We start from the raw sequence: 24,564 nt of genomic DNA, 5'->3' as shown, positions 1-24,564 counted from the left end.
ACCTCAGCGCCCCGGGGCGTTGCCGATCAGCTCGACTCCGCTGCCGTTCCACCGGAACTTGACCGTGGTTGCCACGCCGACGGCGTTCGGGTACGTCAACGCCACGGTATCCCCGGTGGTTTGGGCCGCGTCGATGCCGTTGAACCCGTAGGTGTCGGGCACGCCCTGCGGGATGAACTGGCCGAGGTGGAACAGCACCGCCCGGGTGGTGGGGTTGATCGCGTTGGTGTTGGCCTTGATGATCACCGCGGACAGCTGGGCGCACTCGTTGTAGTTGCCGGCCAGCGGCTCGGGGTTCCACGACTGCTGGCTGCGCGGGTCGCGGGGCAGCTCGGAGACCACCTTGGCGATCGTCGGCGAGGCGAGGTTGACCGCGCACGGGTCGGCCGGCGCGGCGGCCTGCGACGTCGGGCTCGGGGTGGCGGGGGCGGTGATCGACGGTGTCGCGCTCGTCGTCGTCGCCTGCGGCGTCTTGGCGACCGTCGAGTCTCCCGACCCGCAGCCCGCCAAAACCGTTGCGACCGAGGCGAACACGACCAGGCCCGTCAGGGCGCGACACATGAGCGACCACACATCGCGCAACCGTACCGGTATCGGCCCCCCGGCCGTGGCAGGCGTGGCCGCGTCGCCGGGAATTGCCGTTCGCAACCGAATGGTAAAATTTCTACCATGCGTACTACCATCGACGCCGCGGGGCGCCTTGTGATTCCGAAGCGCATCCGCGACCGGCTTGGCCTGCGTGGCAACGATCAGGTGGAGATCACCGAGCGCGACGGGCGCATCGAGATCGAACCGGCGCCGACCGGCGTCGAACTCGTCCGGGAGGGTTCGGTTCTGGTCGCGCGGCCGGAACGCGCGCTGCCGCCGTTGACCGACGACATCGTGCGGGAAACGCTGGATCACGTACGGCGGTGATCGCCCCAGACACCAGCGTCCTCGTCGCCGGATTTGCGACGTGGCACGAGGGGCATGAGTCCGCCGCACTCGCGCTGAGCCGTGGCGTCCGGCTGATCGCGCACACCGCGCTTGAAACCTATTCCGTTCTGACCCGCCTGCCACTGCCGCATCGCGTCGCCCCTGCAGCGGCCCACGCGTACCTGGCAGACATCACTTCCCGCGACTACCTGACGCTGGATGCGCCCGCGCATCGTGGCCTGATCGGCCACCTCGCCGAATACGGTGTCACCGGTGGCGCGAGCTACGACGCGCTGGTCGGACTGACGGCAAGAAACGCGGGAGCTACGCTGTTGACTCGCGACGCACGGGCGCTGAGGACATACGAGCGCCTCGGGGTCGACGTCGAGCTGGTGACATGAGGAGTGGCCCGCCGCGCCCCAGCCGCCACTAGACTCCATAGCCTGATGACGCTCCCCGACAGCCCGGCAGGGGCTGCCTCTCCCACGTTCGCCGACCTGCAGATTCACCCTGCGGTCCTGCGGGCGGTCGACGACGTCGGGTACGAGACGCCGACGGCCATCCAGGCGGCCACCATCCCGGCGCTCATGGCCGGCACCGACGTCGTCGGGCTGGCGCAGACCGGCACCGGCAAGACGGCGGCTTTCGCGATCCCGATCCTGTCCAAGATCGACGTCAAGAGCACCGCGACCCAGGCGCTGATCCTCGCCCCCACCCGCGAGCTGGCCCTGCAGGTCGCCGAGGCGTTCAGCCGCTATGGGGCGCACCTGCCCAAGATCCACGTGCTGCCGATCTACGGCGGGTCGTCCTACACCGTGCAACTGGCCGGCCTGCGAAGAGGCGCGCAGGTGGTGGTGGGCACCCCGGGCCGCGTCATCGACCACCTCGAGCGGGGCACGCTGGACCTCTCCCACATCGACTACCTGGTGCTCGACGAGGCCGACGAGATGCTGACCATGGGCTTCGCCGAAGACGTCGAGCGCATCCTGGCCGACACCCCGGAATACAAACAGGTCGCCCTTTTCTCGGCGACCATGCCGCCGGCGATCCGCAAGCTCACAAAAAAGTACCTGCACGACCCGCTCGAAATCACCGCGAAGGCCAAAACCGCCACCGCCGAGAACATTTCGCAACGCTACATCCAAGTCGCCGGTTCCCGAAAGATGGACGCGCTCACCCGTATCCTCGAGGTCGAGCCGTTCGAGGCGATGATCGTGTTCGTCCGCACCAAGCAGGCCACCGAGGAGGTCGCCGAAAAGCTCAGGGCGCGAGGGTTTTCCGCGGCCGCCATCAATGGCGACATACCGCAAGCACAACGGGAACGCACCATCGCCGCGCTCAAGGGCGGAAGCATCGACATCCTCGTCGCCACCGACGTGGCCGCCAGGGGCCTTGACGTCGAACGCATCTCACACGTGCTCAACTACGATATCCCGCACGATACCGAGTCGTACGTCCACCGCATCGGCCGCACCGGTCGGGCCGGACGCACAGGGGCCGCGGTGCTGTTCGTCTCCCCACGCGAGCGCCATCTGCTCAAGGCGATCGAGAAGGCCACGCGCCAACCGCTCACCGAGGCCGAGCTGCCCACCGTCGAGGACGTCAACGCCCAACGGGTCGCGAAGTTCGCCGACTCCATCACCGACGCGCTCACGGCTCCAGGCATCGATTTGTTCCGCAAGCTGGTGCAGGACTACGAACGCGAGCACGACGTCCCGCTGGCCGACATCGCCGCCGCGCTGGCCGTGCAGTCCCGCGACGGCGAGGCGTTCCTGATGGCTCCCGAGCCGCCGCCCGAACGCCGCGAACGCCGCGAGCGCCCCGAACGGCATCGCGAAAGGACCCGGCCGCCACGCGACTTCGCCACCTACCGGGTCTCGGTGGGCAAGAGGCACAAGATCGGCCCCGGCGCGATCGTCGGCGCGATCGCCAACGAGGGCGGCCTGCACCGCAGCGATTTCGGCCACATCGCGATCGGCCCGGACTTCTCGCTGGTGGAGCTGCCGGCCAAACTGCCTCGAACCACCCTCAAAAAGCTTGAGAACACCCGCATCTCGGGCGTGAGGATCGACCTGCGGCCCGACCGGTCGCCGAAGTCCAAACCGCGCAAGAGACGTGTCGGATGACGCTGTCCGAGGAACAAGACGCCCAGGGTGGGCTCGAGCAGATCTCCCGCGTCGACCGCGTCGCGTCGCTGACCGGGATCCGTGCCGTCGCCGCGCTTTTGGTCGTAGGAACCCACGCGGCCTACACCACCGGAAAGTACGTGCACGGTTACTGGGGTCTGGCCGGCGCTCGGATGGAAATCGGCGTCCCGATCTTCTTCGTGCTGTCCGGATATTTGCTGTTTCGGCCGTGGGTGAAATCGTCGGCCACCGGCGGCCCGCCGCCTTCGCTGAGTCGCTATGCGTGGCACCGGGTTCGGCGCATCATGCCCGCCTACGTCATCACCGTGCTGTTCGCCTACGTGCTGTATCACTTCCGCGAGGCCGGACCCAACCCCGGGCACAGCTGGCTGGGGCTGGTCCGCAACCTCACGCTGACGCAGATCTACTGCAACGGCTACCTGGGCAAGTATCTGCACCAGGGCCTCACCCAAATGTGGAGCCTGGCAGTGGAAGCCGCTTTCTATGTCTCGCTGCCGCTGCTGGCCTACGTGCTGCTGGTGCTGATCAGCCGGCGGCGCTGGCAGCCGAAGCTGGTGCTGGCCGCGCTGGCGGGGATGGCGTTGATCAGCCCGGCCTGGCTGGTCCTGGTGCACACCGACCACTGGTTTCCCGACGGCGCCCGCCTGTGGCTGCCCACCTACCTGTGCTGGTTTCTGGCCGGGATGGCGCTGACGGTCCTGCAGGCGATGGGCGTGCGCTGCTACGCGTTCATGGCCATACCGCTGGCGGTCATCTGCTACTTCATCGTCTCCACGCCGATCGCCGGCGCGCCGACGACCTCGCCCGCGACCATGAGCCAAGCCGTGGTCAAGACGATGTTCTACGCCGTCATCGCCGCGCTCGCGGTGGCGCCGCTGGCCCTGGGCGACCGCGGTTTGTATTCGCGGCTGCTGGCCAGCCGGCCGATGGTGTGGCTGGGCGAGATCTCCTACGAAATCTTCTTGATCCACCTCATCACGATGGAATTCGCGATGGTGTACGTGGTTCGCGCGCACGTGTATACCGGACCGATGCTGTACCTGTTCGTCGCGACGCTGGTCATCACGATCCCGCTGGCGTGGTTGCTGCATCGCTTCACCCGGGTCAAGGACGGCTAGGTGCCAAGCGACGACAGGGCTGTTCATCCTCGCCTGACGCTGCTCGCGGTCTGCCTAGCGGTGTTCATGCTGCTGCTCGACATGACCATCGTGTCGGCCGCGCTCGCCAACATCCAGGCATCCCTCAACGCCGAGCTCAGCGGCCTGCAATGGGTTGTCGACGCGTACGCGCTGCCGATGGCGGGGCTCTTGCTCACCGCCGCCACGTTGGGCGACCGACTCGGGCGGCGACTTCTCTACCTGGGCGGGATGGCCGTGTTCACGCTCGCCTCGGCCGGCTGCGCGCTGGCCCGAAGCATCGAGGCGCTCAACGCGTGCCGGGCGCTGCAGGGCACCGGCGGGGCGGTCCTGCTGGGCGTGTCCTTGCCGATGGTCGCCGCGGCGTTTCCCGAACAGCGCCGCCGGGGCATCGCGATCGCGATCTACGGCGCCGTGATGGGCGCGGGCGCCGCCGTCGGCCCGCTGCTCGGCGGGGCGCTGGTCGGAGCCTTCGGCTGGGAGTCGATCTTCTTGATCAACGTGCCGATCGGCGTGGTCGCCCTGGCGATCGCGGTGCGGTTCGTCCCGGAAACCCGTGCCGCGCAAGATCGTCCACTCGACCTGGTCGGCACGGCCTGGCTGTCGGCCGCGCTCTTCGCGGGCGTGTACGCGCTGATCGAGGGCAATCGCCGCGGCTGGACCAGTGGGGTGATCCTGGCGCTGAGCGCGTTTGCCGTGTTGGGCCTGTCGATGTTCGGCTGGTGGGAGTCGCGAGTCGATGCGCCGATGCTCGACCTGCGGGTGGTGCGCCGGCCGGGTTTTGCGGGGGTGTCCCTCGCGGCGTTCGCCGCGGCCGGAACGCTGATCGCGTCGACAAACTACTTGGCGCTGTACTTCATGAATACGTTGGGATACAGCCCATTTCAGTCGGGGCTGCGGGCCCTCCCGCTGACCATCGCCTGCGTGCTGGGCGCGCCGCTGGCCATGACCGCCGCCCGCTACTTCCGGGCATGGATGTCGATCCCCGGTGGCGTGGCCCTGATCGCCGTTGGGCTGTGGCTGATGATCGGGGTCGACGAGAGCACCCAGTGGACGCACTTCATCGCCGGCTCCGTCGTGGCCGGGCTCGGTCTGGGCGGCCTGTTCGCGTTGACGTCCGACATCGCGCTGCAATTCGTGCCGGTCGCGGACGCCGGGATGGCAACCGGCGCGGTGAGCACCGTGCGCCAGGTCGGCATCCTGGCCGGGGTCGCGGGCCTGGGAGCCCTGTTCGGCCGCCGGGCGTCCGACAGCGCCACGCATGGGCTGGCCCAACTTCGCGCGGTCGGCCCCGGCCCGGCGCACCAGCTCGTCGACAGGTTGTCGGCGGGGGCGGGCCTGCGGGTGCTCGACTTTCTCCCCGCCGACTACCGCCCCGCGGTGCCGGCCATCGCGCGCGTGGCGCGGCAGGCCAGCGCCGCCGGAATGCAGGGTGCCCTGGTGGCCGCGGCGGCCGCCGCCACCGCCGCCGCGGCCGGGGCCGTGATCTTGATTGCCCTCGGCGCGCGGCGCCACGATGAACGCGAAATACCGTTTGCTGAAGGCATGCCGGTGTAACGTTCCACCCTATGATGGGCGACGCGGTCCTCATCCCGGCGACGGGTAACAACCGTTACAGCGTCATCATTTCGACCGACCCCGCAAACATCGAAGCCGCCCAGCGGCTGCGCTATCAGACGTTTGCCGAGGAAATGGGCGCGGCACTGCCGCGGGCGATCCGCGGGCCGCTGACCGGGGACATGATCGACGTCGATCAGTTCGATCCGTACAGCGATCACCTGTTGGCAAGAGACGAGACGAGCGGCCAGATCGTCGGGTGCTACCGGCTGCTGCCGCCCGAGGGTGCGCAAGCCGCCGGCGGCCTGTTCGCCGACACCACCTTCGACATCGGTGGCCTGAACGAGCTGCGCCCCGGGCTCGTCGAACTCGGGCGGGCGAGCGTGCACGCCGACCACCGCAGCGGGGCTGTGATGGGTCTGTTGTGGGCGGGGATCCTTCGATACCAGGAAATCACTGGCTACCAGTGGGGGATCGGGTCCTTGTCGGTCCAAATGGAAGACGGCGGCCCGCGCGGCGCACTGGTGCGAGGCGTTCGCGATGCGGCCTTCGGCGCGCATCCCGCCCCGGCGCAATACCGCGTTCTTCCGCGAAACCCCGTCAGGGTCAACGGATTGAGCCTCTCCCAGTTACCCGATCCGGGACGCGTGCGTATCCCGCCGATGGTGCAGGGGTCGCTGCGGATTGGCGGAATGATCTGCGGAGAACCCTCCTACGACCCCGACTTCGACATGGCCGACTTCGTCGTGCTGATCAACCGGGCCACGGTCCGTGAACGCTATCTGGAAAGGCTGACGCGGTCCTATGCCCACTCCTGAAAAGACCCGGCTGCTGGGCGTCGGCTTCGGCCCGTCCAATCTCGCCTTGGCGATCGCCCTGGCCGAGCGGAACCTGGCCGCGGTGTTCATCGAGCAGCAGCGCGAGTTCGGCTGGCACCGGGGCATGCTGCTCCCCCGCGCGCGCATGCAGGTGCCGTTCCTCAAAGACCTGGTGACGCTGCGAAACATCAAAAGCGACTTCACGTTCCTGAACTACCTCAGCGAGCGTGCGAGGCTGGTGGAGTTCATCGGCCGGCACACATTGTTCCCCAGCCGGATGGAGTTTCACGACTATCTCGAGTGGGCCGCGGCGCGCGTGGTCGCCGACGTCCGCTACGGCCACCGCGTAGTGGAAGTTGCCGCCGGAGACGCGGGGTTCGTAGTGCGTGTTGAACCCGACCGCGTCATCCACGCCGCGACGCTGGTCCTGGCGACCGGCCTGAGCCCGGTGCTGCCCGACGGCGTGCACGAAAGCCGGCGGCAGTGGCACAGCCACCGGCTGCTCGGCAATCTGGCCGCGCTGAGTCCTTCCGCCCCACGGAGATTCGCCGTGGTCGGCGCGGGTCAAAGCGCGGCCGAGGCGGTCGCTTACCTCCACGAGACCTACCCGCAGGCTGAGGTGCATGGGATTTTCGCTCGGTACGGGTACAGCAGCACCGATGACAACCCGTACGCGAACCGGATCTATGACCCGTCGGCGATAGACGAATTCTATTGTGCCGAACCGCAAGTACGCGAACGACTGCTCGATTACCATCGCTCGACCAACTATTCGGCAATCGATCCGCAATTGATCGACGAGATATATTCCCGAGAATACGCCGAACGGGTGGCGGGCACTCGGCGACTGTTCATGCACAATGTTTCCGAAGTGGTTGGCGCGCAGGAGTATCCGGACAAAGTGCGGCTTACGCTGTCTCACCTGGTCGATTATTCTCACGAAACGCTGGACTGCGATGCGGTCATTTACGCAACCGGCTACGCACCGCTGGACGTCCGGGGGTGCCTGGGAGAGCTGGCCCACCGTTACGAGTTCGGCTCGGACGGGCGCCCCGCCGTCACCCGCGACTATCGACTGGTACCCAAAGCGGGGGCACCGGGGGACATCTACCTCAACGGTGCCGTAGAGCACACGCATGGCCTGTCGTCGTCGTTGCTGTCCAACGTGGCGGTGCGCGCCGGAGACATCGCCACCGCGTTCGCCGTGCGCGAGCAGCTGGGGCCGCACGCCGCGTCGGCGTAGAAAGACTTCGGCATGCCGCGGAAATACTTTGCCGCACGGTCCTATTGGATGGTGGGGCGCTCCATGGCATGGCCCGGCGCCACGATCGGGACGACGAACTCCTCGATCATCGCCCGCTCCTCGGCCTCGTCGCGGCCGGGGAACGTCAGCAGCGAGGTGGTCACCCGCACCACCCAACGGGCCCGGCGCTCGACCGCGGCCGCATCCGCCGGGCCGAGCGAGTTGACGAACGCGGCGGCCAGCGCGGTGATCACCTCGGAGTGCCCGGCCAGCTCGCCGCCGATCGGTGGGCGGGTGGTGGCGAACCACGATGACAGCGCGGGGCTTTCCCGAACCATTCGGAGCGCGGCGACCATGCTGGCGACCAGCCGCTCGCGGGGATCGTCGATCCCGCCGATCCGCTCGGCGATCGCACGGCCGAGCCGGCGTGTCTCGCGGTGCACGTACGCGGTCCGCAGCGCCTCGCGGTTCTCGAAGTACCGGTACAGCGTGGCGCGGGAACACCCGGCGGCCCGGGCGATCTCGTTCATGCCTATCGAGGCCGGTTCGCGTTGGGTGTAGAGCCTTTCGGCGGCGTCGAGGATACGGTCGGTGGCCGCCTCGCCCCGGTGTGGGGCCAACCAGTCGGGCATCAGGAATTCACCCGGATCGGAACCGACAGCGGCCGCCGCACGTAGTTGCCGCCGGACCAGACGATCCCGGACTCGTCGACCTCGTAATCCGGGCAGCGGGCCAGCAGTTCGGTCAGCGCGACCCGGGACTGCATGCGGGCCGCCGCCGCGCCCAGGCAGTGGTGCGCGCCGTGGCTGAAGGTCAGGATGTTGCGCGGGCGGCGGGTCACGTTCAATTCACCCGCGTCCGAACCGTATTGGCGCTCGTCGCGATTGGCCGAGCCGTAGAGGAGCAGGACCTTGCGACCGGCCGGGACGGTGGTGTCGCCGATCGTCACGTCGCGGGTGGTCGTGCGCGCCAGCCCCTGCACGGGTGAGGTCAGCCGCAGCAGCTCCTCCACCGCGTCGGGGATCAGCGCCGGCTCGTCGACCAAAAGCTGCCGCTGGTCGGGACGCTCGTGCAGCAACGGCATCGAGCCGCCGAGCATTCCGGTGACGGTGTCGTTGCCGCCGGTGACCATCGTGAATGTGAACGCCAGGATCGACAGCGTCCCGGCGATGTCGCCGTCGGCGCCCACCCCGGCCGCGACCAGGTGCGAGATGGTGTCGTCCTCGGGCTCGGCCCGGCGCCGCTCGATCAGGCTGGTGAAGTAGGTCGTCATCGACGCCACCGCGTCGCCGACGCTGGCGGTTCCGCCCTCGGTGACGTTGGCCGCGACGATGGCTTGGGTCCAGCCGTCGAATTGCGCCCTATCCTCCTCGGGCACGCCGAGGTAGTGCGCCACCACCATCGACGGCAGCGGCTTGAACAGCTCGGTGACGATGTCGCCGCCGCCGTCGGCGCGCAACCGGTCGATGCGCTCGACGACGAACTCGCGGACCGCGGGCTCCACCGCCTCGACCTGGCGGGGGGTGAAACCGCGGGACACCAGCTTGCGAAACTCCGTGTGCACCGGCGGATCCTGCATCACAAACGGCGGATTATCCTGCAGGCCAATCATTTCCAGCTCGCCGTAGGCGACGGTGAGGCCTTGGGCCGAGGAGAACGTCTCGTGGTCGCGCGCCGCGGCCCAGACGTCGGCGTGCCGCGACAGTACGTAGTAGTCGTGGTCGGGCCTGCCGTCGGGGACGACGTGGTGCACCGGGTCGTGGTCGCGCAGCTCGCGGTACATCGGCCACGGATTGGGCCAGGTGTCGGCGTTGCAGAGCCGGAACCCTTGAGACATAACCGATGACATGTCTCATTCGTACGACAATTTCCGCCTGATGTCAATCGTCGAGTGCGCGCCCGAGCGTGCCGTTAGCCACGCTGGATGAAGAACTAGATCGCCGCGCCCGGGTTCAGGATGCCGTCCGGGTCCAGCGCTCGCTTGATGCGCTGGTTCAGCTCCATCACCTCGGGCCCCAGGTACCCGTCCAGCCAGGGCCGCTTCAACCGGCCGACGCCGTGCTCGCCGGTGATCGTGCCGCCCAGGCCCACGGCCAGGTCCATGATCTCGCCGAACGCCAAATGCGCGCGCTCGGTCATCGCGGGGTCGGCGGGGTCGTACACGATCAGCGGGTGGGTGTTGCCGTCGCCCGCATGGGCGATCACCGAGATCATCAGATCCCGCTCCGACGCGATGCGCTCGATACCGCCGACCAGCTCGCCCAGCCGCGGCACCGGAACCCCCACGTCCTCCAACAGCAACGAGCCCTTGGCCTCCACCGCCGGGATGCAGAACCGGCGGGCGGCCACGAAGGCCTCTCCCTCGTCCGGGTCGTCGGTCGAAAACACCTCCGTCGCAGCGTTTTCCGCGAACACCGCGGCGATCACCTCGGCATCCTGCGCCGCGGCCCGGCCCCGCTCGTCGGAGCCGGCCACCAACATCGCGGCCGCCCCGCGGTCCAAATCCATGCGCAGGGTGTCCTCGACGGCGTTGATCGCCACCGAGTCCATGAACTCCAACATCGAAGGCCGCAGGCGCGCAACGACTCCCAGCACCGCGTCGACGGCCGACTGCACCGACGCGAAGGTGGCCACCACCACGCTCGACGTGTTCTGCGCCGGCAATAGCCGCAGCGTCACCTCGGTGATGACGCCCAGCGTCCCCTCGCTGCCCACGAACAGCTTGGTCAGCGACAGCCCCGCGACGTCCTTGAGCCGCGGCCCGCCCAGCCGCACCGCCGTGCCGTCCGCCAGCACCACCTGCACGCCCAGCACGTAGTCGGTGGTGACGCCGTACTTCACGCAGCACAGACCGCCGGCGTTGGTGGCGATGTTGCCGCCGATGCTGCAGATCTCGAACGACGACGGGTCCGGCGGATACCACAGCCCGTGCGCGGCGGCCGCGTTCTTCACCTCCGCATTGAACGCGCCCGGCTGGCACACCGCGATGCGCGTGACCGGGTCGATCGTGATGGCGCGCATCTTTTCCGTCGACAGCACGATGCCGTCGTCCAGCGCGGTCGCGCCGCCCGACAGGCCGCTGCCGGCCCCCCGCGTGACCACCGGCACCCGGTTCGCGGTGGCCCAGCGCAGCACCGTCTGGACCTCTTCGGTGTTTGCGGGCCGCACCACGGCCAGCGGCTTGCCGGCCGACGGGTCGAAGGCGCGATCCTGGCGGTAGCCCTCGGTGATCGCCGGGTCGGTGACGACGGTCCCGTCCGGCAGTTCGCCGATCAGGCTGGCCAACACATCCACGCCCAGATCTTACGGCCCCACATCGTCGGCAAACGCCGGCGTGAGGTCCAGCTCACGCAGCGACGGCAGCCCGCAGGCGACGAGGCCGATCACCGCGATCGGCACCGCCAGCGCCAAAAACGTCACCCGTAGCCCCGCCGCGTCGGCCAGGGGACCGGCCACCAGCAGCCCCAGCGGCCCCGCGGCGTAGGTCAGCCCCGTCATCACCCCGACCACGCGACCGCGCAGCCGCTGCGGGGCCCGCGTCTGCATCAGGTAGTTGTAGATCGGCTGGATCGGCCCGTAGACCACGCCGGTCATCGCGCACAGCACGAGGATCACCGGCAACGGCGGCAGGAACGCGATCCCGGCCGTCGCCGCGCCGAAGGTGAGGGTCGCCGTCAGCACGGCGGTGCGCCGCCGCGTGTGCCGCGCCAGCGCGGCGTAGCCCAGCGCTCCGACGACGCCGCCGATCGCCAGCGCCATCAACGCCCACCCCAGCTCCGCGGGCTGGTGGCGATCGGCGAAATACTTTGGGAACAGCACACTTTCCATCGGCAGGTACAGCGCGGTCACGGCCAAATCGATCAGCCCGAGCGTGCGCAGGACTCGCAGGTTCCAGACGAATCGCATGCCCTCGGCGACGCCGGACAGCAGCCCGTCGGGGCGGGTTGCGAGCTGGGGCCGGCCGGCGCCCTCGAGCCGCAGCGCCACCATCGCGGCGATGGACGACCCGAAACACCCGGCCGTCACCCACATCGTGTTGACGCCGCCGACCGTGGCGATCATCAGACCGCCGACACCCGGGCCGACCATGAAACCCAGGTTGAGGACAGCCTCGTACAGGCTGTTGGTGCGGTCCAGCGACCAGCCCGCGCGGGCCGCGGCCTCGGGGAGCATCGATTGGCGCGCCGTCGTCCCGGCGGGGTCGAAAGCGGCCGCGCAGAAGGCCAACCCGGCCAGAACCGCGACGCCGATCACGTGTGTGTCGAACCACCACGCGATCACCGGCACGGCGGCCACGGCGGCACCCGACAGCCCATCGGAGACCAGCGACACACGGCGCCGCCCGAAGAAGTCGACCGCGGTGCCGGCGACCAGCGTGGATACCACGAGCGGCAGGGTCATGGCGGTGGCCACGATCGACGCGTGCGTAGCGCTGCCTTCGACGTCGCCACCGTGGCGCAACGCCAGCCACGGGAACGCGACGATCGAGATGCCCGTGCCCGCCGTCGCCATCAGGGAGGCGAACAGGACCAGCAACACGGGGCCGCGACCGGTGGTTTTCATGGGATATCGCGGCTGAATCTAGCGCCGATGCGGTCTGGCCAGCCACCGAATTTTCCGGCCATGCACGATGTTGATGTGCTCGCGCATCCGCATACCGGCCGGCCGTTTGATTCTCCCGTGGTGCCCGGGACCGGATGGCCGGGCGACCCGGCCACGCCGCAAACCCCGGTGGCCGTCGACGCCACCCAAGTGGTCGCCTTGAGCGCCCGCGCCCCGTCGATACCCGAACTCAACGCGATGATCAGCGTCTGCCGGGCCTGCCCGCGGCTGGTCACCTGGCGCGAGGAGGTCGCCGAGCTCAAGCGCCGCGCCTTCGCCGACCAGCCGTATTGGGGCCGGCCGGTGCCGAGCTTCGGCTCGGAGCGGCCCCGGCTGCTGATCGTCGGCCTCGCGCCGGCCGCGCACGGCGCCAACCGCACCGGCCGGATGTTCACCGGCGACCGCTCCGGCGACCAGTTGTACGCGGCGCTGTACCGGGCCGGCCTGGTGAACCAGCCGACCAGCGTGGACGCCGCGGACGGGTTGCGGGCCAACGGGATTCGGATCGTCGCACCGGTGCGCTGCGCGCCGCCGGCCAACGCCCCGACGCCCGAGGAGCGCGACAACTGCTGGCCCTGGCTGGCCGCCGAATGGGGGCTGGTCTCGGAGCACGTTCGCGCGATCGTGGCGCTGGGCGGCTTCGCCTGGCAGATCGCGCTGCGGCTGCCGGGCGTCGCGCAGGGCCCCAAGCCGCGGTTCGGCCACGGCGTGGTGGCCCAGTTGCAGTCCGGGGTGCGGCTGTTGGGTTGCTACCACCCCAGCCAGCAGAACATGTTCACCGGTAAGTTGACTCCGGCGATGCTCGACGACGTGTTCACTGATGCGAAGAGACTGGCAGGGATCAAGTGAGCGACATTCTGGTTTCCGGTGCCAGCGTGGCCGGGACGGCCGCGGCGTATTGGCTTGGCCGTCACGGCCATTCGGTCACCGTGGTGGAACGCCATCCCGGGCTGCGGCCGGGCGGCCAGGCGATCGACGTGCGGGGCCCCGCACTGACGGTGCTCGAACGCATGACGTTGCGGGCGGCCGCCGACCAGCGCAGGACCCGAATGCGGGGCTCCTCCGTCGTCGACCGCGACGGCAACGAGGTGTCCCGCGACACCGAGTCGACGCCCACCGGCGGGCTCATCGCCAGCCCCGACATCGAACTACTGCGCGACGATCTGATCGAATTGCTTTACCAGGCAACCGAACTGAGCACCGACTACCTGTTCGACGACAGCATCGCGGCGCTGGACGACGACGGCACCGCGGTTCACGTGACCTTCGAGCGCGGCGCCCCCCGCAGCTTCGACCTGGTGATCGGGGCCGACGGACTGCATTCCAACGTGCGCCGGTTGGTCTTCGGCCCTGAGGAGCAATTCATCGAGCGGCTGGGCACGCACGCGGCGATCTTCACCGTGCCCAATTTCCTGGACCTCGATTACTGGCAGATGTGGCACTACGGGGAATCGACCATGGCCGGGATCTACAGTGCCCGCAACAACGCCGAGGCCCGGGCGATGCTGGGCTTCATGGACACCGACCTGCGAATCGACTCCCGCGACACCGAGGCCCAGTTCGCCGAGCTGGAACGGCGGATGGCCGACGAGGGCTGGGTGCGCCCGCAGTTGCTGCAGTACATGCGCACCGCGCCGGACTTCTACTTCGACGAAATGTCGCAAATCAAGATGGATCGCTGGTCGAAGGGCAGGGTGGCCCTCGTCGGCGACGCCGGGTATTGCTGCTCGCCGCTGTCGGGCCAGGGCACCAGCGTCGCGCTGCTGGGCGCCTACGTCCTCGCCGGCGAACTCGCCGCGGCCGGCGACGACTACGAACTCGGTTTTGCCAACTACCACAAGGAGTTTCAAGACTACGTCAGGCGCAACCAATGGTTGGTGGTCGACAACATCCCGGGCGGGGCGCCGATCCCGCAGGAGGTGTTCGAACGCATCGTCGCCTCGATCACCCTCAAGGACTACTGACGGCCTTGGGCCGAGCAGACGCAAAAGCCCCCGAACACTCGGCGTGTCGGGGGCTTTTGCGTCTGCTCGCCGGAGATTCGGGAACGTTCACACCCCGAACGGCGTTGACGTCAGCGTGCGACTTTCCGTCCTAGACCTCGTCCCGGTGCGCAGCGACCAGAGCACCGCCGACGCGCTGGCCGCCACCGTCAAGCTGGCGCAGGCCGCCGACCGGCTAGGGTTCACCCGCTACTGGGTCGCCGAACACCACAACATGCCGTCGGTGGGCGCGACCAGCCCGCCGGTCCTGATCGCCTACCTGGCCGCGCACACCACGCAGGTAAGGCTGGGATCGGGCGGCGTGATGCTGCCCAACCACGCGCCGCTGGCGGTGGCCGAGCAGTTCGCGCTGCTGGAGGCGGCCGCGCCGGGCCGCATCGACCTGGGCATCGGCCGCGCGCCCGGTTCCGACCCGGTGACCTCGTACGCCCTGCGCGGCGGCCGTGGCGAAGAAGACATCGAGAACTTCCCCGAATACCTCGACGACGTGGCCGCGCTGATGAGCGCGCGCGGCGTGGTGGTGCCGTTGCGTTCGGGGGACTACCGGCTCAAGGCCACCCCGGCGGCGGCGAGCGAACCGCGGCTGTGGCTGCTCGGCTCGTCGATGTACTCCGCGCACCTGGCCGCCGCCAAGGGGATGCCGTACGTGTTCGCCCACCACTTTTCCGGCCAGGGCACCGAGGAGGCGCTGGAGGTCTACCGTTCCCGATTCCGGCCCAGCGCCTATGCCGCCGAGCCCATCACGTTCCTGACAGTCAACGCCACCGTGGCCGAAACCCACGAGGAGGCAACCGCTCTCATGTTGCCCAATCTGCAGATGATGGCCAAGCTGCGGACCGGCGAGCCGCTCGGTCCGGTGCCGCTGGTCGAAGAAGCCGAGCGAGCCGAACTCACCGAACAGCAACGGCACATCGTCGAGAGCGGGCTACGACGCGCCGTCCTGGGCACGCCCACGGAGGCCGCCGGGCAGCTGCGGGCGCTCGCCGAAAAGTTCGGCGTCGACGAGGTGATGGTGCACCCGGTCGCCTCGGCCTACCGAGGCACCGACAAAACCACGTCCCCGGCGCGCGTCGCGACGCTGGAGCTGTTGGCCAAGGAGCTGTTCTAAGCCCGTCGGCTCGGGTCGGCCTCACTGCGACTGCCCGCATGGGCGGCGATCCAGTCGCGCAGGTCGTCCGGCGGCAACGGCGGGCTGTGCACGAACCCCTGGGTGATGGTGCACCCGTAGCGGCGCAGCGCCGAGAGGGTGAGGTCGTCCTCGACGCCCTCGGCGACCAGGTCGGCGCCCAGGCTGCGCGCCAGCGCCACCGTGGACCGCACGATGGCGACCGACCGCGGGTCCTGGGCAAGCCGCGCCACGAAGACCCGGTCCAGCTTGAGCTCGTCGACCGAGACGTCCTGCAGCCGCGCCAACGACGACCACCCGGTGCCGTAGTCGTCCAGTGAGATGCGGACGCCGAGCTGCTGCAGTGCGGCGACGGTGTTGCGGGACCGCGCCGAGTCGACCAGCGCGCTCTCGGTGATCTCGACGATCAGCGAGTCGGGCGGTAGGTCATGGGTCCGCAGCAGGCGTTCGATCGTGCTCACCAGGTCGAGGTCCAACAGGTTCGTCGTCGAGAGGTTCACCGCGACGGCCAGCGGGATGCCGTCGTCGCGCCACGACCGGATCTGCGCGAGGGCCAGGTTGATCGTGCGGTTGGCCACCTTGCGCATCAGGCCGGCGCGCTCGGCCGCGGACAGGAACTCCTCGGGCAGCAGCAACCCCCGGCTGGGGTGGCGCCACCGCAGCAGCGCCTCGACGCTGTGCACGCTGCCGTCGCTCGCGTTGACCTTGGGCTGGTAATGCACCGTCAGCTGGTCGCCGTCGAACAGCGCGTGGCGCAATTCCTCGATGAGGTTGGGGTCGTTGTCGCGGTACAGCTCGAACGCCGAATCGTAAACGGCGATCTTGCTGATCGCGGCTTTGGCGTGCGGGATCGCGGTCTCGGCGCGACTGAGGAGCTCCTGCGGGTGGTCGCAGTGATCCGGGCACAGCGCGATGCCGATGCGGGCGTCGACCTGCACGGTGATCGGATCGAGCGCGAAGGGTTCGCTCAGGGCCTCGAGCAGCCGGCCCGCCTGGGCGCGCGCGCCGATGAGGTCGGATCCCTCACCGAGCAGGATGGCGAACCCGTCGTCGCTTACGCGGGCGAGCAGATCGTCGCGACGCACGCAGTGCGCAAGCCGGTTGGCGATGTGGCACAGCAACTCGTCGCCGAAGTGGCGACCGACCGAGTCGTTGATCTCCTGAAACTCATACAGATACAGCAACAGCAGCGCCCGGCGCGACGAGGCCCCGTTCGCCGCCGACGCCGAGCTCGCCAGCGCCGTGAGTGCCGTCGCCAGGGCCCGCCGGTTGGGCAGGCCGGTCAGCTCGTCGGTCATGGCCTGCTTGTGGTTCTCGGCCAGCATGCTGACGTCACGGAAGGTCGCCGAGAACCGCGCGGCGACGGCGATCAGGCTCAACGCGGCGAGAGTCGTTGCCAGCCTCGAGTTGTGCTCGACGACAACCGCCAGCGCGACGACGGTGCACGTCACCGGCACGACGTAGGAGCCCAGTCCGCGCCTGGGCAGTGGTGGCGTCGACGACCGCGGCGCCCAGCTGGCCATGGCGACCAGCAGCGCCGCGGCCAGCCAGAGGGCGTCGAGCATCGTGCCGTCGCGGTAGGTGCCCTCGATGATCTCGAACAGATACGCGGTGTCCGCGACCGCAAACCCGATGAATCCCACGACGAGCAGACCCCAGCGAAACTCGTTGCGCAAGCCCAGGATCGGCAGCATGCCGGCGGTCACGGCCAGCATGATCAGGTCGCCCCACGGATAGACCAGGCCCAACAGCACGGTGACCGGGACGCGGTCCGCGGCCGCGTGGATGGGTCCCTCCCGCAGCGCCACGCCCACCGCGCCGGCGGCCAGCGCGCACACCAGGGAATCGAGCCGGATCGGCAGCGGCACCCGCTTCAGCCGCGACCGCATCAGCAGCAGCAGCCCGGCGTAGACGAGCGGGTAGAACGCCAGATACTCCGGATCGGCCACCGACGGGGACTGGCCCTCGCGCACCCACAGGGAGTACACGATGTCGCCGACCGCCGACACCGTCATGCCGGCCGCGATCAACCCCCAGGCGAGGCGGTCGGACGCGACCCGGTAGGCGCGGACGGCGACCAGCGTCGCCGCCCCGAAGTTCAGCGCCGGGTACAGGCATTTGGCGAAGAACAGGTTGTGCGCGGCGGCGGGGTCCAAGACGCTCGTCAGGGCGAAGACGGCCACGCCAATTCCCAACGCCGCCAGGGCAATCCGGATCGCCAGCGACGGCCACCGGACGCCGTCGGGGGCGTCGGGCGCGCGGTCCCGCGTCGACGTCGCGGCCGCGGCCACCGGCTCCAGGGACCGCGCCAGTTTGGTCTCGCTGCCGAAGGCGCCGGCGGGAACCGAGGTGGCGATCCGGTCCACTCCGGCCGAAACGGAGTCCGGCGACTCGGCCAGCTGCGGGAAAGAGAAGGGGAAGGGCAGGTCGGGCACGAAGCCCCTGACGCATTGGCCGCCTTCGCGTTTGGCGGCGTACATGGCCAGGTCGGCGTGGCGGAGCAGCTGGTCGACGGTGTTGTTCGACGCGGCGGTGGCCACCGTGAAGCCGATGCTGGGCCTGACCTCGATGGGGACCCCGTCGATCACGATCGCCGTCCCGAACGCGTCCAGCACGCGATGCGCCGCCGCCTGCGATTCCTCCACGGAAGCCTCGATGAGGACGGCGAATTCGTCGCCGCCGAGGCGCGCGACGGTGCCCGCGTCGCCCAGCGCGGCGGTGAGCCGGCCGGCGACCCGGATGAGCAGCTCGTCGCCGGCGGGGTGGCCCAGGGCGTCGTTGACCGCCTTGAAGTTGTCGAGGTCAAGGCACAACACCGCCACCGGCTCCCCATCGCGGCGTTGCAGCGCGATGGCCTGGTCGAGGCGGTGCAGGAAGTGGGCCCGGTTGGCCAGGCCGGTCAGGCTGTCCCGGAACGCCTCCCGCGCGACTTCGGACAGCAGGCCCTGGTTTTCGACGAGCACGATGAACTGCCGGGCGAGCACCGCCGCGACGAGGATCCCCAGCGCGCCGAGCAGTGGCCCGTGCACCATCAGGCCCACCGCGTGACTGAGGCCGACCGCGGCGGCCAGCAACAGAGGTAGGTAGGGCAGCCACAACAGGGCGGGGGACAAAATCTCGGTCCTGGTATCCGCCGCAGCCGTTTCGAAGGCGCTCGTGAGACCGGCCAGGGCGATCAGGCCCACCCCGACCACGCGGCCCAGGTCGGCCAGATCGTTGGGGTGGTAGCCGCCCATCCCGGTGTGAAACACCGTCGCGATGTCGGCGACGGCGATCGTGGCGATGCCGCCGGCCAGCATGGTGCGGCTGGGCAGGTCGTTGGACCGGATGCGGGACAGCATCAGGATCGCCGTCGTCAACAGGACGACGTCGGCGAAGACCTCCGCGAGCGTCGCGACGCGCGAGCCGCGGTTCGCGCGCAGCTCGTGGTCGAGGACGAACACCCAAGAGATGACGAACAGAGACGTCGCGACGATGAGGCCGTCCAGCACCAGCCGCCGGGGGCTGTAGCGCGATAGATGCGACATCAGCACCAGGCACGCCATCACGCCGACGGGGTACAGCACGGAGACGGCCTCGGCCGCCGCCGGGTGCGTGGCGTGCTCCACCTCCGGGCGCACCTCGTAGACCGCCCAGATAACCTCGCCCACTGCCCAGCCCAGCAGGGCTACCACGAGTGCCAGCCACCCGAATCTGCGGCGGCCCGGCGCGTGGCGAGCCGCATAGGCGGCGCATGCCGCCGCGAACGTCAGGCACAGCACCGTCACGGTCATGTCGACCCGCCGGTCGAAGACCGCCACCAGGAGCGCCGCGACCCCGTAGACCCCGGCGACGAGCCAGCCCACGGACGCGGGCAGCCCGAACCGCCGCCACGGATTTCCCGTCCAGCGTTTCATAGCCGCTCCAGCCGATCCCGCGCGTGCGGTGGACGTATGGAAAGTGTCACCGCGCGCTACAGGAGAATAATCCGTCGCGCGCTTGTGGGGGTCTACCTGGCAATATTCATCGCGATGTGAGCACGAAGATCGGGATGGGCCGCGTGGTGCGGCGCTGGTAGCCGTGGTACCGGTTGGCGTTGTTGGCGTTGACGATCTCCCACAGCCGCGCGTAGTCGGCGTCGTCGGGCCCGACCTCGCGGGCGGTCACCGCGATGCGTTTCGGGCCGACGTTGATCTCGCAGTCGCGGCGCTTGCGCAGGTTGTGGTACCAGCCGGGGTAGCGGTTCGCGCCCGCGTTGGACGCGACGATCAGGTAGGCGTCGCCGTCGCTGGCATACGTCAGCGACGTGGTGCGCGGTCGTCCGGTTCTGGCGCCGACGGTGTGCAGCAGCAGGTTGGGCGGCATGCCGGGCACCCGGTGCCCGATCCAGCCACCCGTCTTCTGGTAGATGGCGTCGTGCAGGCCAAGGAACCGCAGCATCACGCGATCCAAAGACAGACCACTCATCACTCGGACTGGTTCGCGTCGATGCGGCCCAGATCCTCCAGCGCCTCCCGCAGGATCTCCGCGGTGGACTCCCGATCCGGGTCGCGCCGCAGCAGCATCCCCTTGGCCACCGACAGCTTGTCGCCGTTGCGGCGCGGCAGCACGTGCAGGTGGATGTGCAGCACGCTCTGGAAGGCCGCGCGGCCGTCGTTGATCGCGATGTTGGTCGCGTCGGCCAGCTCGGTGGTGCGGGCGGCCCGGGCGATCCGCTGACCGATGGTGACCATGTCGGCCAGGGTCTGGGGAGGGGTGTCGGTGAGGTCGACACTGTGGCGCTTGGGGATCACCAGCGTGTGGCCGCGGGTGAACGGGCGGATGTCGAGGATCCCCAGGTAGTCGTCGTCTTCGTAGACCTTCAGGGCCGGGGCCTCCCCGGCGACGATCGCACAGAACACGCAGGGCATGTCGCCCACGGTACTGGCCGGCCCGGCGTTGGGCGTGAGCCCACGGCGTCGGGCGTGAGCTCGGGGCGGGACTCCGGCCCGACCGCCGCGATACGCTGCGGCGGTGGACGCTCGCGAGGTGGCCTTCGCCGGCGCGGCCGCGCAGGCCCGGATGCTGGCCGGCGGCGAACTGACGGCGCCGGAGCTGCTCGAGATCTACTTGGACCGGATCGCCGGCCTGGACAGCCGGCTGCGCTGCTACCGGGTGGTGCTGTCCGACAGCGCACGCTACGAGGCCGCCGTGGCCCAGGACCGCCTCGACGAGGGCGAACGGCTGCCGCTGCTCGGCGTGCCGATCGCGATCAAGGACGACGTCGACGTCGCCGGCGAGGCGACGACGTTCGGCGGTGGCGCGCACGGGCCCGCGGCGACCTCCGACGCGGAGGTGGTGCGACGGCTGCGCGCCGCCGGCGCGGTCATCATCGGCAAGACCAACGTGCCCGAGCTGATGATGTTCCCCTACACCGAGTCGCTGACGTTCGGCGCGACCCGAAACCCCTGGAACCTCAAGCGCTCGCCGGGCGGCAGCAGCGGCGGCAGCGCCGCCGCGGTGGCCGCCGGGCTGGCCCCGCTGGCGCTGGGCTCCGACGGCGGCGGATCGATTCGCATCCCGGCGAGCTGGTGCGGCGTGTTCGGCATCAAGCCGCAACGCGATCGGGTGCCGCTGGAACCACACGACAACGCGTGGCATGGGCTGAGCGTCAGCGGCCCGCTGGCCCGGTCGGTGATGGACGCGGCGCTGTTTCTGGACGCCACCTCGAGCGTGCCCGGACCCGAGGGCGAGTTCGTCGCCGCGGCGGCGCGCGAACCCGGCCGGCTGCGAATTGCCTTGAGCGCCAAAAGCCCGACGCCGCTGCCCGTTCGGGTGGGCAAGGCCGAGCTGGCCGCGCTGCACGAGGCCGGCGCGCTGCTGCGCGACCTGGGCCACGAGGTCGTCACCCGTGATCCCGACTACCCGCCGTCGGCCATCCTCACCAATTACCTGCCCCGCTATCTGCGCGGCATCAGCGACGACGCCGACGCGCAGGCCCACCCCGAGCGCCTCGAGGCGCGCACGCGCAACCTGGCGCGCGCCGGCTCGTTGTTCTCCGACCGGCGGATGTCGGCCCTGCGCGACGCCGAGGCCGCGGTGAGCGCCCGCATTCAGTCGATCTTCGACGACGTCGACGTCGTCGTCACCCCGGGCAACGCGGCGGGCCCGCCCCGCATCGGGGCCTATCAGCGCCGCGGCGCGGTGTGGACGCTGCTGGCGGTGGCGCAGCGGGTGCCCTACCAGCAGGTCTGGAATCTCACCGGGCAGCCCGCCGCCGCCGTGCCGTGGGACTACGACGGCGACGGCCTGCCGATCGCGGTGCAGCTCGTCGGGCGGCCCTACGACGAGGCCACCCTGTTGTCGCTGTCCGCGCAGATCGAAACCGCCCGGCCGTGGGCCCACCGGCGACCGCCGGTGTCATGAACATCGACGAGCTGCTCGAGGGGCTCGAGGGCGACGCGCGCGCCGAGCGGGCCGAGCTCATCGAGTGGCTGATCGAGCAGGGGATCACCGCCGACGAGATCCGCGCCACCAACCCGCCCCTGCTGCTCGCCACCCGCCACCTCATCGGCGACGACGGCACCTACGTCTCGACCCGGGAAATCAGCGAGACCTACGGCGTGGATCTGGAGCTGCTGCAGCGGGTGCAGCGCGCGATCGGGTTGGTCCGTGTCGACGACCCCGACGCGGTCGTGCACATGCGCGCCGACGGCGAAGCCGCCGCCTTCGCCCAGCGGTTCGTCGAGCTGGGCCTCGACCCCGAGCAGGTGGTGCTCGTGGTCCAGGTGCTCGCCGAGGGCCTGTCCCGTGCCGCCGAGGTCATGCGTTACAGCGCCCTTTCGGCGATCATGCGTCCGGGCGCCACGGAGCTCGAAATCGCCAAGGCGTCAAAGGCTTTGGTGAGCCAGATCGCGCCCCTGCTCGGCCCCATGATCCAGAACATGCTGTTCATGCAGCTCCGGCACATGATGGAGACCGAGGCGGTCAACGCCGCCGAGCGCGCCGCGGGCAAGCCGCTTCCGGGCGCGCGCCAGATCACCGTCGCCTTCGCCGACCTCGTGGGGTTCACCCGGATCGGTGAGGTTGTGTCGGCCGAGGAGTTGGGGCATTTGGCGAACCGGCTGGCCGTCCTCGCCAGGGACGTCACCGTCCCGCCGGTCCGGTTCATCAAGACGATCGGCGACGCGGTGATGTTCGTCTGCCCCGACCCGCGGCCCCTGCTCGACATCGTGCTCAAGCTGGTGGACGCCGTCGACGGCGACAACGACTTCCCGCGGCTGCGGGCCGGGGTGGCGTCGGGCATGGCGGTGAGCCGGGCCGGCGACTGGTTCGGCAGCCCGGTCAACGTGGCGAGCCGGGTCACCGCCGTGGCCCGCCCGGGCACCGTGCTGGCCGCGGACTCGGTGTGGGAGGTCCTTGACGCCGACGGCGACGACGGGGACTTCCAGGGGTCGTTCGCCGGTGCGCGCCGCCTCAAGGGCATCAAGGGTGAGGTCAAGCTCTTCCGGATCCGCCGCGCCTAGCGCATAGGGCAGGCCCGGGCGACATCAGGGGGCGTTTGACACTTAAGTCGTACGCGGCCGGTTTCCTACCCCATTCCGGCGCTTCGAATTGGTCGCTTCCGGGCCTGCTTCGCTACCAAAAATACGCCCCGTAGCTGCTCATATCAACGGGTTGGCGACCGCGAAAACCACACCGGGGTTCGCCCCAGGCGAACGCATCTTCCATTACTGGTGTAACGGTGTAATCATGTAATACATGAAAGCGCATCACGCCTCGCGGCGGTACGGCCGCCCCGGGGGCTGGCAGCAAGCCCAGCAGCCCGACGCCAGCGGCGCGGCGGAATGGTTCGCCGGCCGCCTACCCGAAGCCTGGTTCGACGGCGACCCCACCGTCATCGTCGACCGCGAAGAGATCACCGTCATCGGCAAGCTGGCCGATCCCGAGAACGCCCAGGAGAGCGAGGCCCGCGCGGAGGGCAGGGTGGCGCGCTTCCGCGAGGAAACCCGTTCGGAGCGAATGCGAATCGCCGACGAGGCACAGGATCGCTACGGGCGCAAGGTTTCCTGGGGTGTCGAGGTCTCTTCCGAAAACGGCAGCGAGCGAATCCTGTTTACCCACATCGCCGTTCCGGTGATGACGCGCCTCAAGCAACCCGAGCGCCAGGTGCTCGACACCTTGGTGGACGCCGGCGTCGCGCGGTCGCGCGCGGACGCGCTCGCCTGGACGGTCAAGCTGGTCGGCGAGCACACCGAGGAATGGCTGGCCAAGCTGCGCGACGCCATGTCGGCCGTCGACGACCTGCGCGCCCAGGGCCCGGACCTGCAGCCCTAACCGAATGGCGCAGCGCCCGTTGGCTATTCGTTATCGACCTTGGCAAGGATCTTGTCGAGGATCTGCGCGCCCTGATCGACGATGTGGTAGCCGCACGCGCTGACGTCGGCGACCACGTTGTTCGATACCCCCATCGCGCGCTCGCACGCCCAACCGTCGGCGCCCTCCTGCGTCTCGACCATGGTGATCTTCGGTGGGCTGCCGTTGAGTTGGGCGAACGACCACCGGTGGACCTTGGTCTTCTTCGTCACGGTCACCGTCTTGCCCGCACAGTCCTTCCACTTGTCGGCCGAACTCTGCACGAACGCTTTGGCTTTGGCGGCCGACGGGAATCCCACCGCGGCCTGGCTGACCCAATGGTCGTAGTTGTCCCCGGGCTCCGAGGACACCAGGCCGCTCACTCCCGTGTAGCCGCTGCCCGCGTACGCCGGGTCCTGGCTGGTATACAGGGCCCCCTGGCAGCTCGGAATCGAGATCGTCGCGGGGGAGGTGTCCATCGACGTGATCGGGTCGCCCGGCGTCATCGAGGAGGACTCCATGACGGAATTGATGCCCGAGCGGTCCAACAGCATGGCGCTGAGCCGGTCGGGGGGCACCGGGTCGAGCGGCGGTGGTGGCGGCGGTGGTGCGGGCCGGGCGGCAAGCCAGATTCCCACCCCGCCGACGGCGAACACGATCACCACGGCGACGGCGGCGACGATGGGCCATGGGTTGCGCCGGGG

General features: G+C 69.5%; 22 protein-coding genes. 13 read left to right on the top strand and 9 right to left on the bottom strand.

Annotated features, from left to right (window positions below):
- Window positions 1-3: 3 nt before the first annotated feature.
- The gene (locus BST11_RS23565) at window positions 4-582 is read right to left on the bottom strand and encodes an LppP/LprE family lipoprotein (protein WP_083140637.1); all 579 of its coding nucleotides are present in this window, start codon (window positions 580-582) and stop codon (window positions 4-6) included.
- An 87-nt stretch (window positions 583-669) separates the two neighbouring features.
- Here BST11_RS23565 and BST11_RS23560 point away from each other — a divergent pair, with 87 nt between their 5' ends.
- Genes BST11_RS23560 through BST11_RS23530 form a run of 7 tightly spaced genes read left to right on the top strand, consistent with a single transcriptional unit; the run spans window position 670 to window position 7,816 of the window.
- A complete protein-coding gene (locus BST11_RS23560; RefSeq protein ID WP_083140636.1) occupies window positions 670-915 on the top strand; it encodes an AbrB/MazE/SpoVT family DNA-binding domain-containing protein in 246 nt (81 codons plus the stop codon).
- Complete coding sequence (locus tag BST11_RS23555) at window positions 912-1,316, top strand: type II toxin-antitoxin system VapC family toxin (RefSeq protein WP_083140633.1); 405 nt, start codon at window positions 912-914, stop codon at window positions 1,314-1,316. The genes BST11_RS23560 and BST11_RS23555 overlap by 4 nt, the downstream gene beginning before the upstream one ends.
- Before the next feature lie 45 nt (window positions 1,317-1,361).
- Window positions 1,362-3,041 carry a DEAD/DEAH box helicase gene (locus tag BST11_RS23550; protein ID WP_083140631.1) on the top strand — a complete coding sequence of 560 codons (1,680 nt, stop codon included), beginning with the start codon at window positions 1,362-1,364 and terminating at the stop codon, window positions 3,039-3,041.
- Window positions 3,038-4,180 (top strand): acyltransferase family protein, encoded by a 1,143-nt coding sequence (locus BST11_RS23545; RefSeq protein ID WP_083140629.1) that lies wholly within the window; start codon window positions 3,038-3,040, stop codon window positions 4,178-4,180. Before BST11_RS23550 ends, BST11_RS23545 begins: the two co-directional genes overlap by 4 nt.
- Window positions 4,181-4,213: 33 nt before the next feature.
- Window positions 4,214-5,755 carry a DHA2 family efflux MFS transporter permease subunit gene (locus BST11_RS23540; RefSeq protein WP_083140649.1) on the top strand — a complete coding sequence of 514 codons (1,542 nt, stop codon included), beginning with the start codon at window positions 4,214-4,216 and terminating at the stop codon, window positions 5,753-5,755.
- 11 nt (window positions 5,756-5,766) lie between these two features.
- A complete protein-coding gene (locus BST11_RS23535; RefSeq protein WP_083140627.1) occupies window positions 5,767-6,573 on the top strand; it encodes a GNAT family N-acetyltransferase in 807 nt (268 codons plus the stop codon).
- Window positions 6,560-7,816 carry a lysine N(6)-hydroxylase/L-ornithine N(5)-oxygenase family protein gene (locus BST11_RS23530; RefSeq protein ID WP_443677630.1) on the top strand — a complete coding sequence of 419 codons (1,257 nt, stop codon included), beginning with the start codon at window positions 6,560-6,562 and terminating at the stop codon, window positions 7,814-7,816. Before BST11_RS23535 ends, BST11_RS23530 begins: the two co-directional genes overlap by 14 nt.
- A gap of 41 nt (window positions 7,817-7,857) precedes the next feature.
- On the opposite strand, the gene BST11_RS23525 is transcribed toward BST11_RS23530, so the two are convergent.
- The 4 genes from BST11_RS23525 to tap form a co-directional block, all read right to left on the bottom strand.
- Window positions 7,858-8,448 carry a TetR/AcrR family transcriptional regulator gene (locus tag BST11_RS23525; RefSeq protein WP_083140625.1) on the bottom strand — a complete coding sequence of 197 codons (591 nt, stop codon included), beginning with the start codon at window positions 8,446-8,448 and terminating at the stop codon, window positions 7,858-7,860.
- Complete coding sequence (locus tag BST11_RS23520) at window positions 8,448-9,665, bottom strand: cytochrome P450 (protein WP_083140623.1); 1,218 nt, start codon at window positions 9,663-9,665, stop codon at window positions 8,448-8,450. The genes BST11_RS23525 and BST11_RS23520 overlap by 1 nt, the downstream gene beginning before the upstream one ends.
- A gap of 83 nt (window positions 9,666-9,748) precedes the next feature.
- Complete coding sequence (locus BST11_RS23515) at window positions 9,749-11,116, bottom strand: FAD-binding oxidoreductase (protein ID WP_142276520.1); 1,368 nt, start codon at window positions 11,114-11,116, stop codon at window positions 9,749-9,751.
- Between the two features lie 3 nt (window positions 11,117-11,119).
- Entirely contained in the window at window positions 11,120-12,379 is a 1,260-nt protein-coding gene (gene tap, locus BST11_RS23510; protein WP_083140619.1) for a multidrug efflux MFS transporter Tap, read from the bottom strand.
- Between the two features lie 60 nt (window positions 12,380-12,439).
- Between tap and BST11_RS23505 the strand changes: the two genes are divergently transcribed.
- The 3 genes from BST11_RS23505 to BST11_RS23495 all read left to right on the top strand — a co-directional run bounded on the left by BST11_RS23505 (window position 12,440) and on the right by BST11_RS23495 (window position 15,529).
- Window positions 12,440-13,267 (top strand): uracil-DNA glycosylase, encoded by an 828-nt coding sequence (locus BST11_RS23505; RefSeq protein WP_083140617.1) that lies wholly within the window; start codon window positions 12,440-12,442, stop codon window positions 13,265-13,267.
- A complete protein-coding gene (locus tag BST11_RS23500) occupies window positions 13,264-14,382 on the top strand; it encodes an FAD-binding protein (RefSeq protein WP_083140615.1) in 1,119 nt (372 codons plus the stop codon). The genes BST11_RS23505 and BST11_RS23500 overlap by 4 nt, the downstream gene beginning before the upstream one ends.
- A 115-nt stretch (window positions 14,383-14,497) precedes the next feature.
- On the top strand, window positions 14,498-15,529 hold the full coding sequence (locus tag BST11_RS23495; protein WP_083140613.1) for an LLM class flavin-dependent oxidoreductase: 1,032 nt from the start codon (window positions 14,498-14,500) through the stop codon (window positions 15,527-15,529).
- Here BST11_RS23495 and BST11_RS23490 read toward each other — a convergent pair.
- The 3 genes from BST11_RS23490 to BST11_RS23480 form a co-directional block, all read right to left on the bottom strand.
- Entirely contained in the window at window positions 15,526-19,443 is a 3,918-nt protein-coding gene (locus BST11_RS23490; RefSeq protein WP_083140611.1) for a bifunctional diguanylate cyclase/phosphodiesterase, read from the bottom strand. The two genes, BST11_RS23495 and BST11_RS23490, sit on opposite strands and share 4 nt — an antisense overlap.
- A 106-nt stretch (window positions 19,444-19,549) precedes the next feature.
- Window positions 19,550-19,966 carry a nitroreductase family deazaflavin-dependent oxidoreductase gene (locus tag BST11_RS23485; protein WP_372509753.1) on the bottom strand — a complete coding sequence of 139 codons (417 nt, stop codon included), beginning with the start codon at window positions 19,964-19,966 and terminating at the stop codon, window positions 19,550-19,552.
- Between the two features lie 26 nt (window positions 19,967-19,992).
- Window positions 19,993-20,436, bottom strand: a complete 444-nt coding sequence (locus tag BST11_RS23480) for an HIT family protein (protein ID WP_083140645.1) — start codon at window positions 20,434-20,436, stop codon at window positions 19,993-19,995.
- Window positions 20,437-20,587: 151 nt separating this feature from the next.
- On the opposite strand from BST11_RS23480, the gene BST11_RS23475 reads away from it, so the two are divergent.
- The 3 genes from BST11_RS23475 to BST11_RS23465 all read left to right on the top strand — a co-directional run bounded on the left by BST11_RS23475 (window position 20,588) and on the right by BST11_RS23465 (window position 23,842).
- Window positions 20,588-21,931 (top strand): amidase, encoded by a 1,344-nt coding sequence (locus BST11_RS23475; RefSeq protein WP_276034150.1) that lies wholly within the window; start codon window positions 20,588-20,590, stop codon window positions 21,929-21,931.
- Window positions 21,928-23,031 carry an adenylate/guanylate cyclase domain-containing protein gene (locus BST11_RS23470; protein WP_083140643.1) on the top strand — a complete coding sequence of 368 codons (1,104 nt, stop codon included), beginning with the start codon at window positions 21,928-21,930 and terminating at the stop codon, window positions 23,029-23,031. The genes BST11_RS23475 and BST11_RS23470 overlap by 4 nt, the downstream gene beginning before the upstream one ends.
- 235 nt (window positions 23,032-23,266) lie before the next feature.
- The gene (locus BST11_RS23465) at window positions 23,267-23,842 is read left to right on the top strand and encodes a hypothetical protein (RefSeq protein ID WP_083140606.1); all 576 of its coding nucleotides are present in this window, start codon (window positions 23,267-23,269) and stop codon (window positions 23,840-23,842) included.
- 23 nt (window positions 23,843-23,865) lie between these two features.
- Here BST11_RS23465 and BST11_RS23460 read toward each other — a convergent pair.
- On the bottom strand, window positions 23,866-24,564 hold a 699-nt coding region (locus BST11_RS23460; protein WP_142276519.1), incomplete at its 5' end, for a sensor domain-containing protein.

It is taken from the genome of Mycobacterium alsense (assembly GCF_002086635.1).
GTDB classification, from domain to species: domain Bacteria; phylum Actinomycetota; class Actinomycetes; order Mycobacteriales; family Mycobacteriaceae; genus Mycobacterium; species Mycobacterium alsense.
This window is presented reverse-complemented; position numbering and strand designations above follow the sequence as displayed.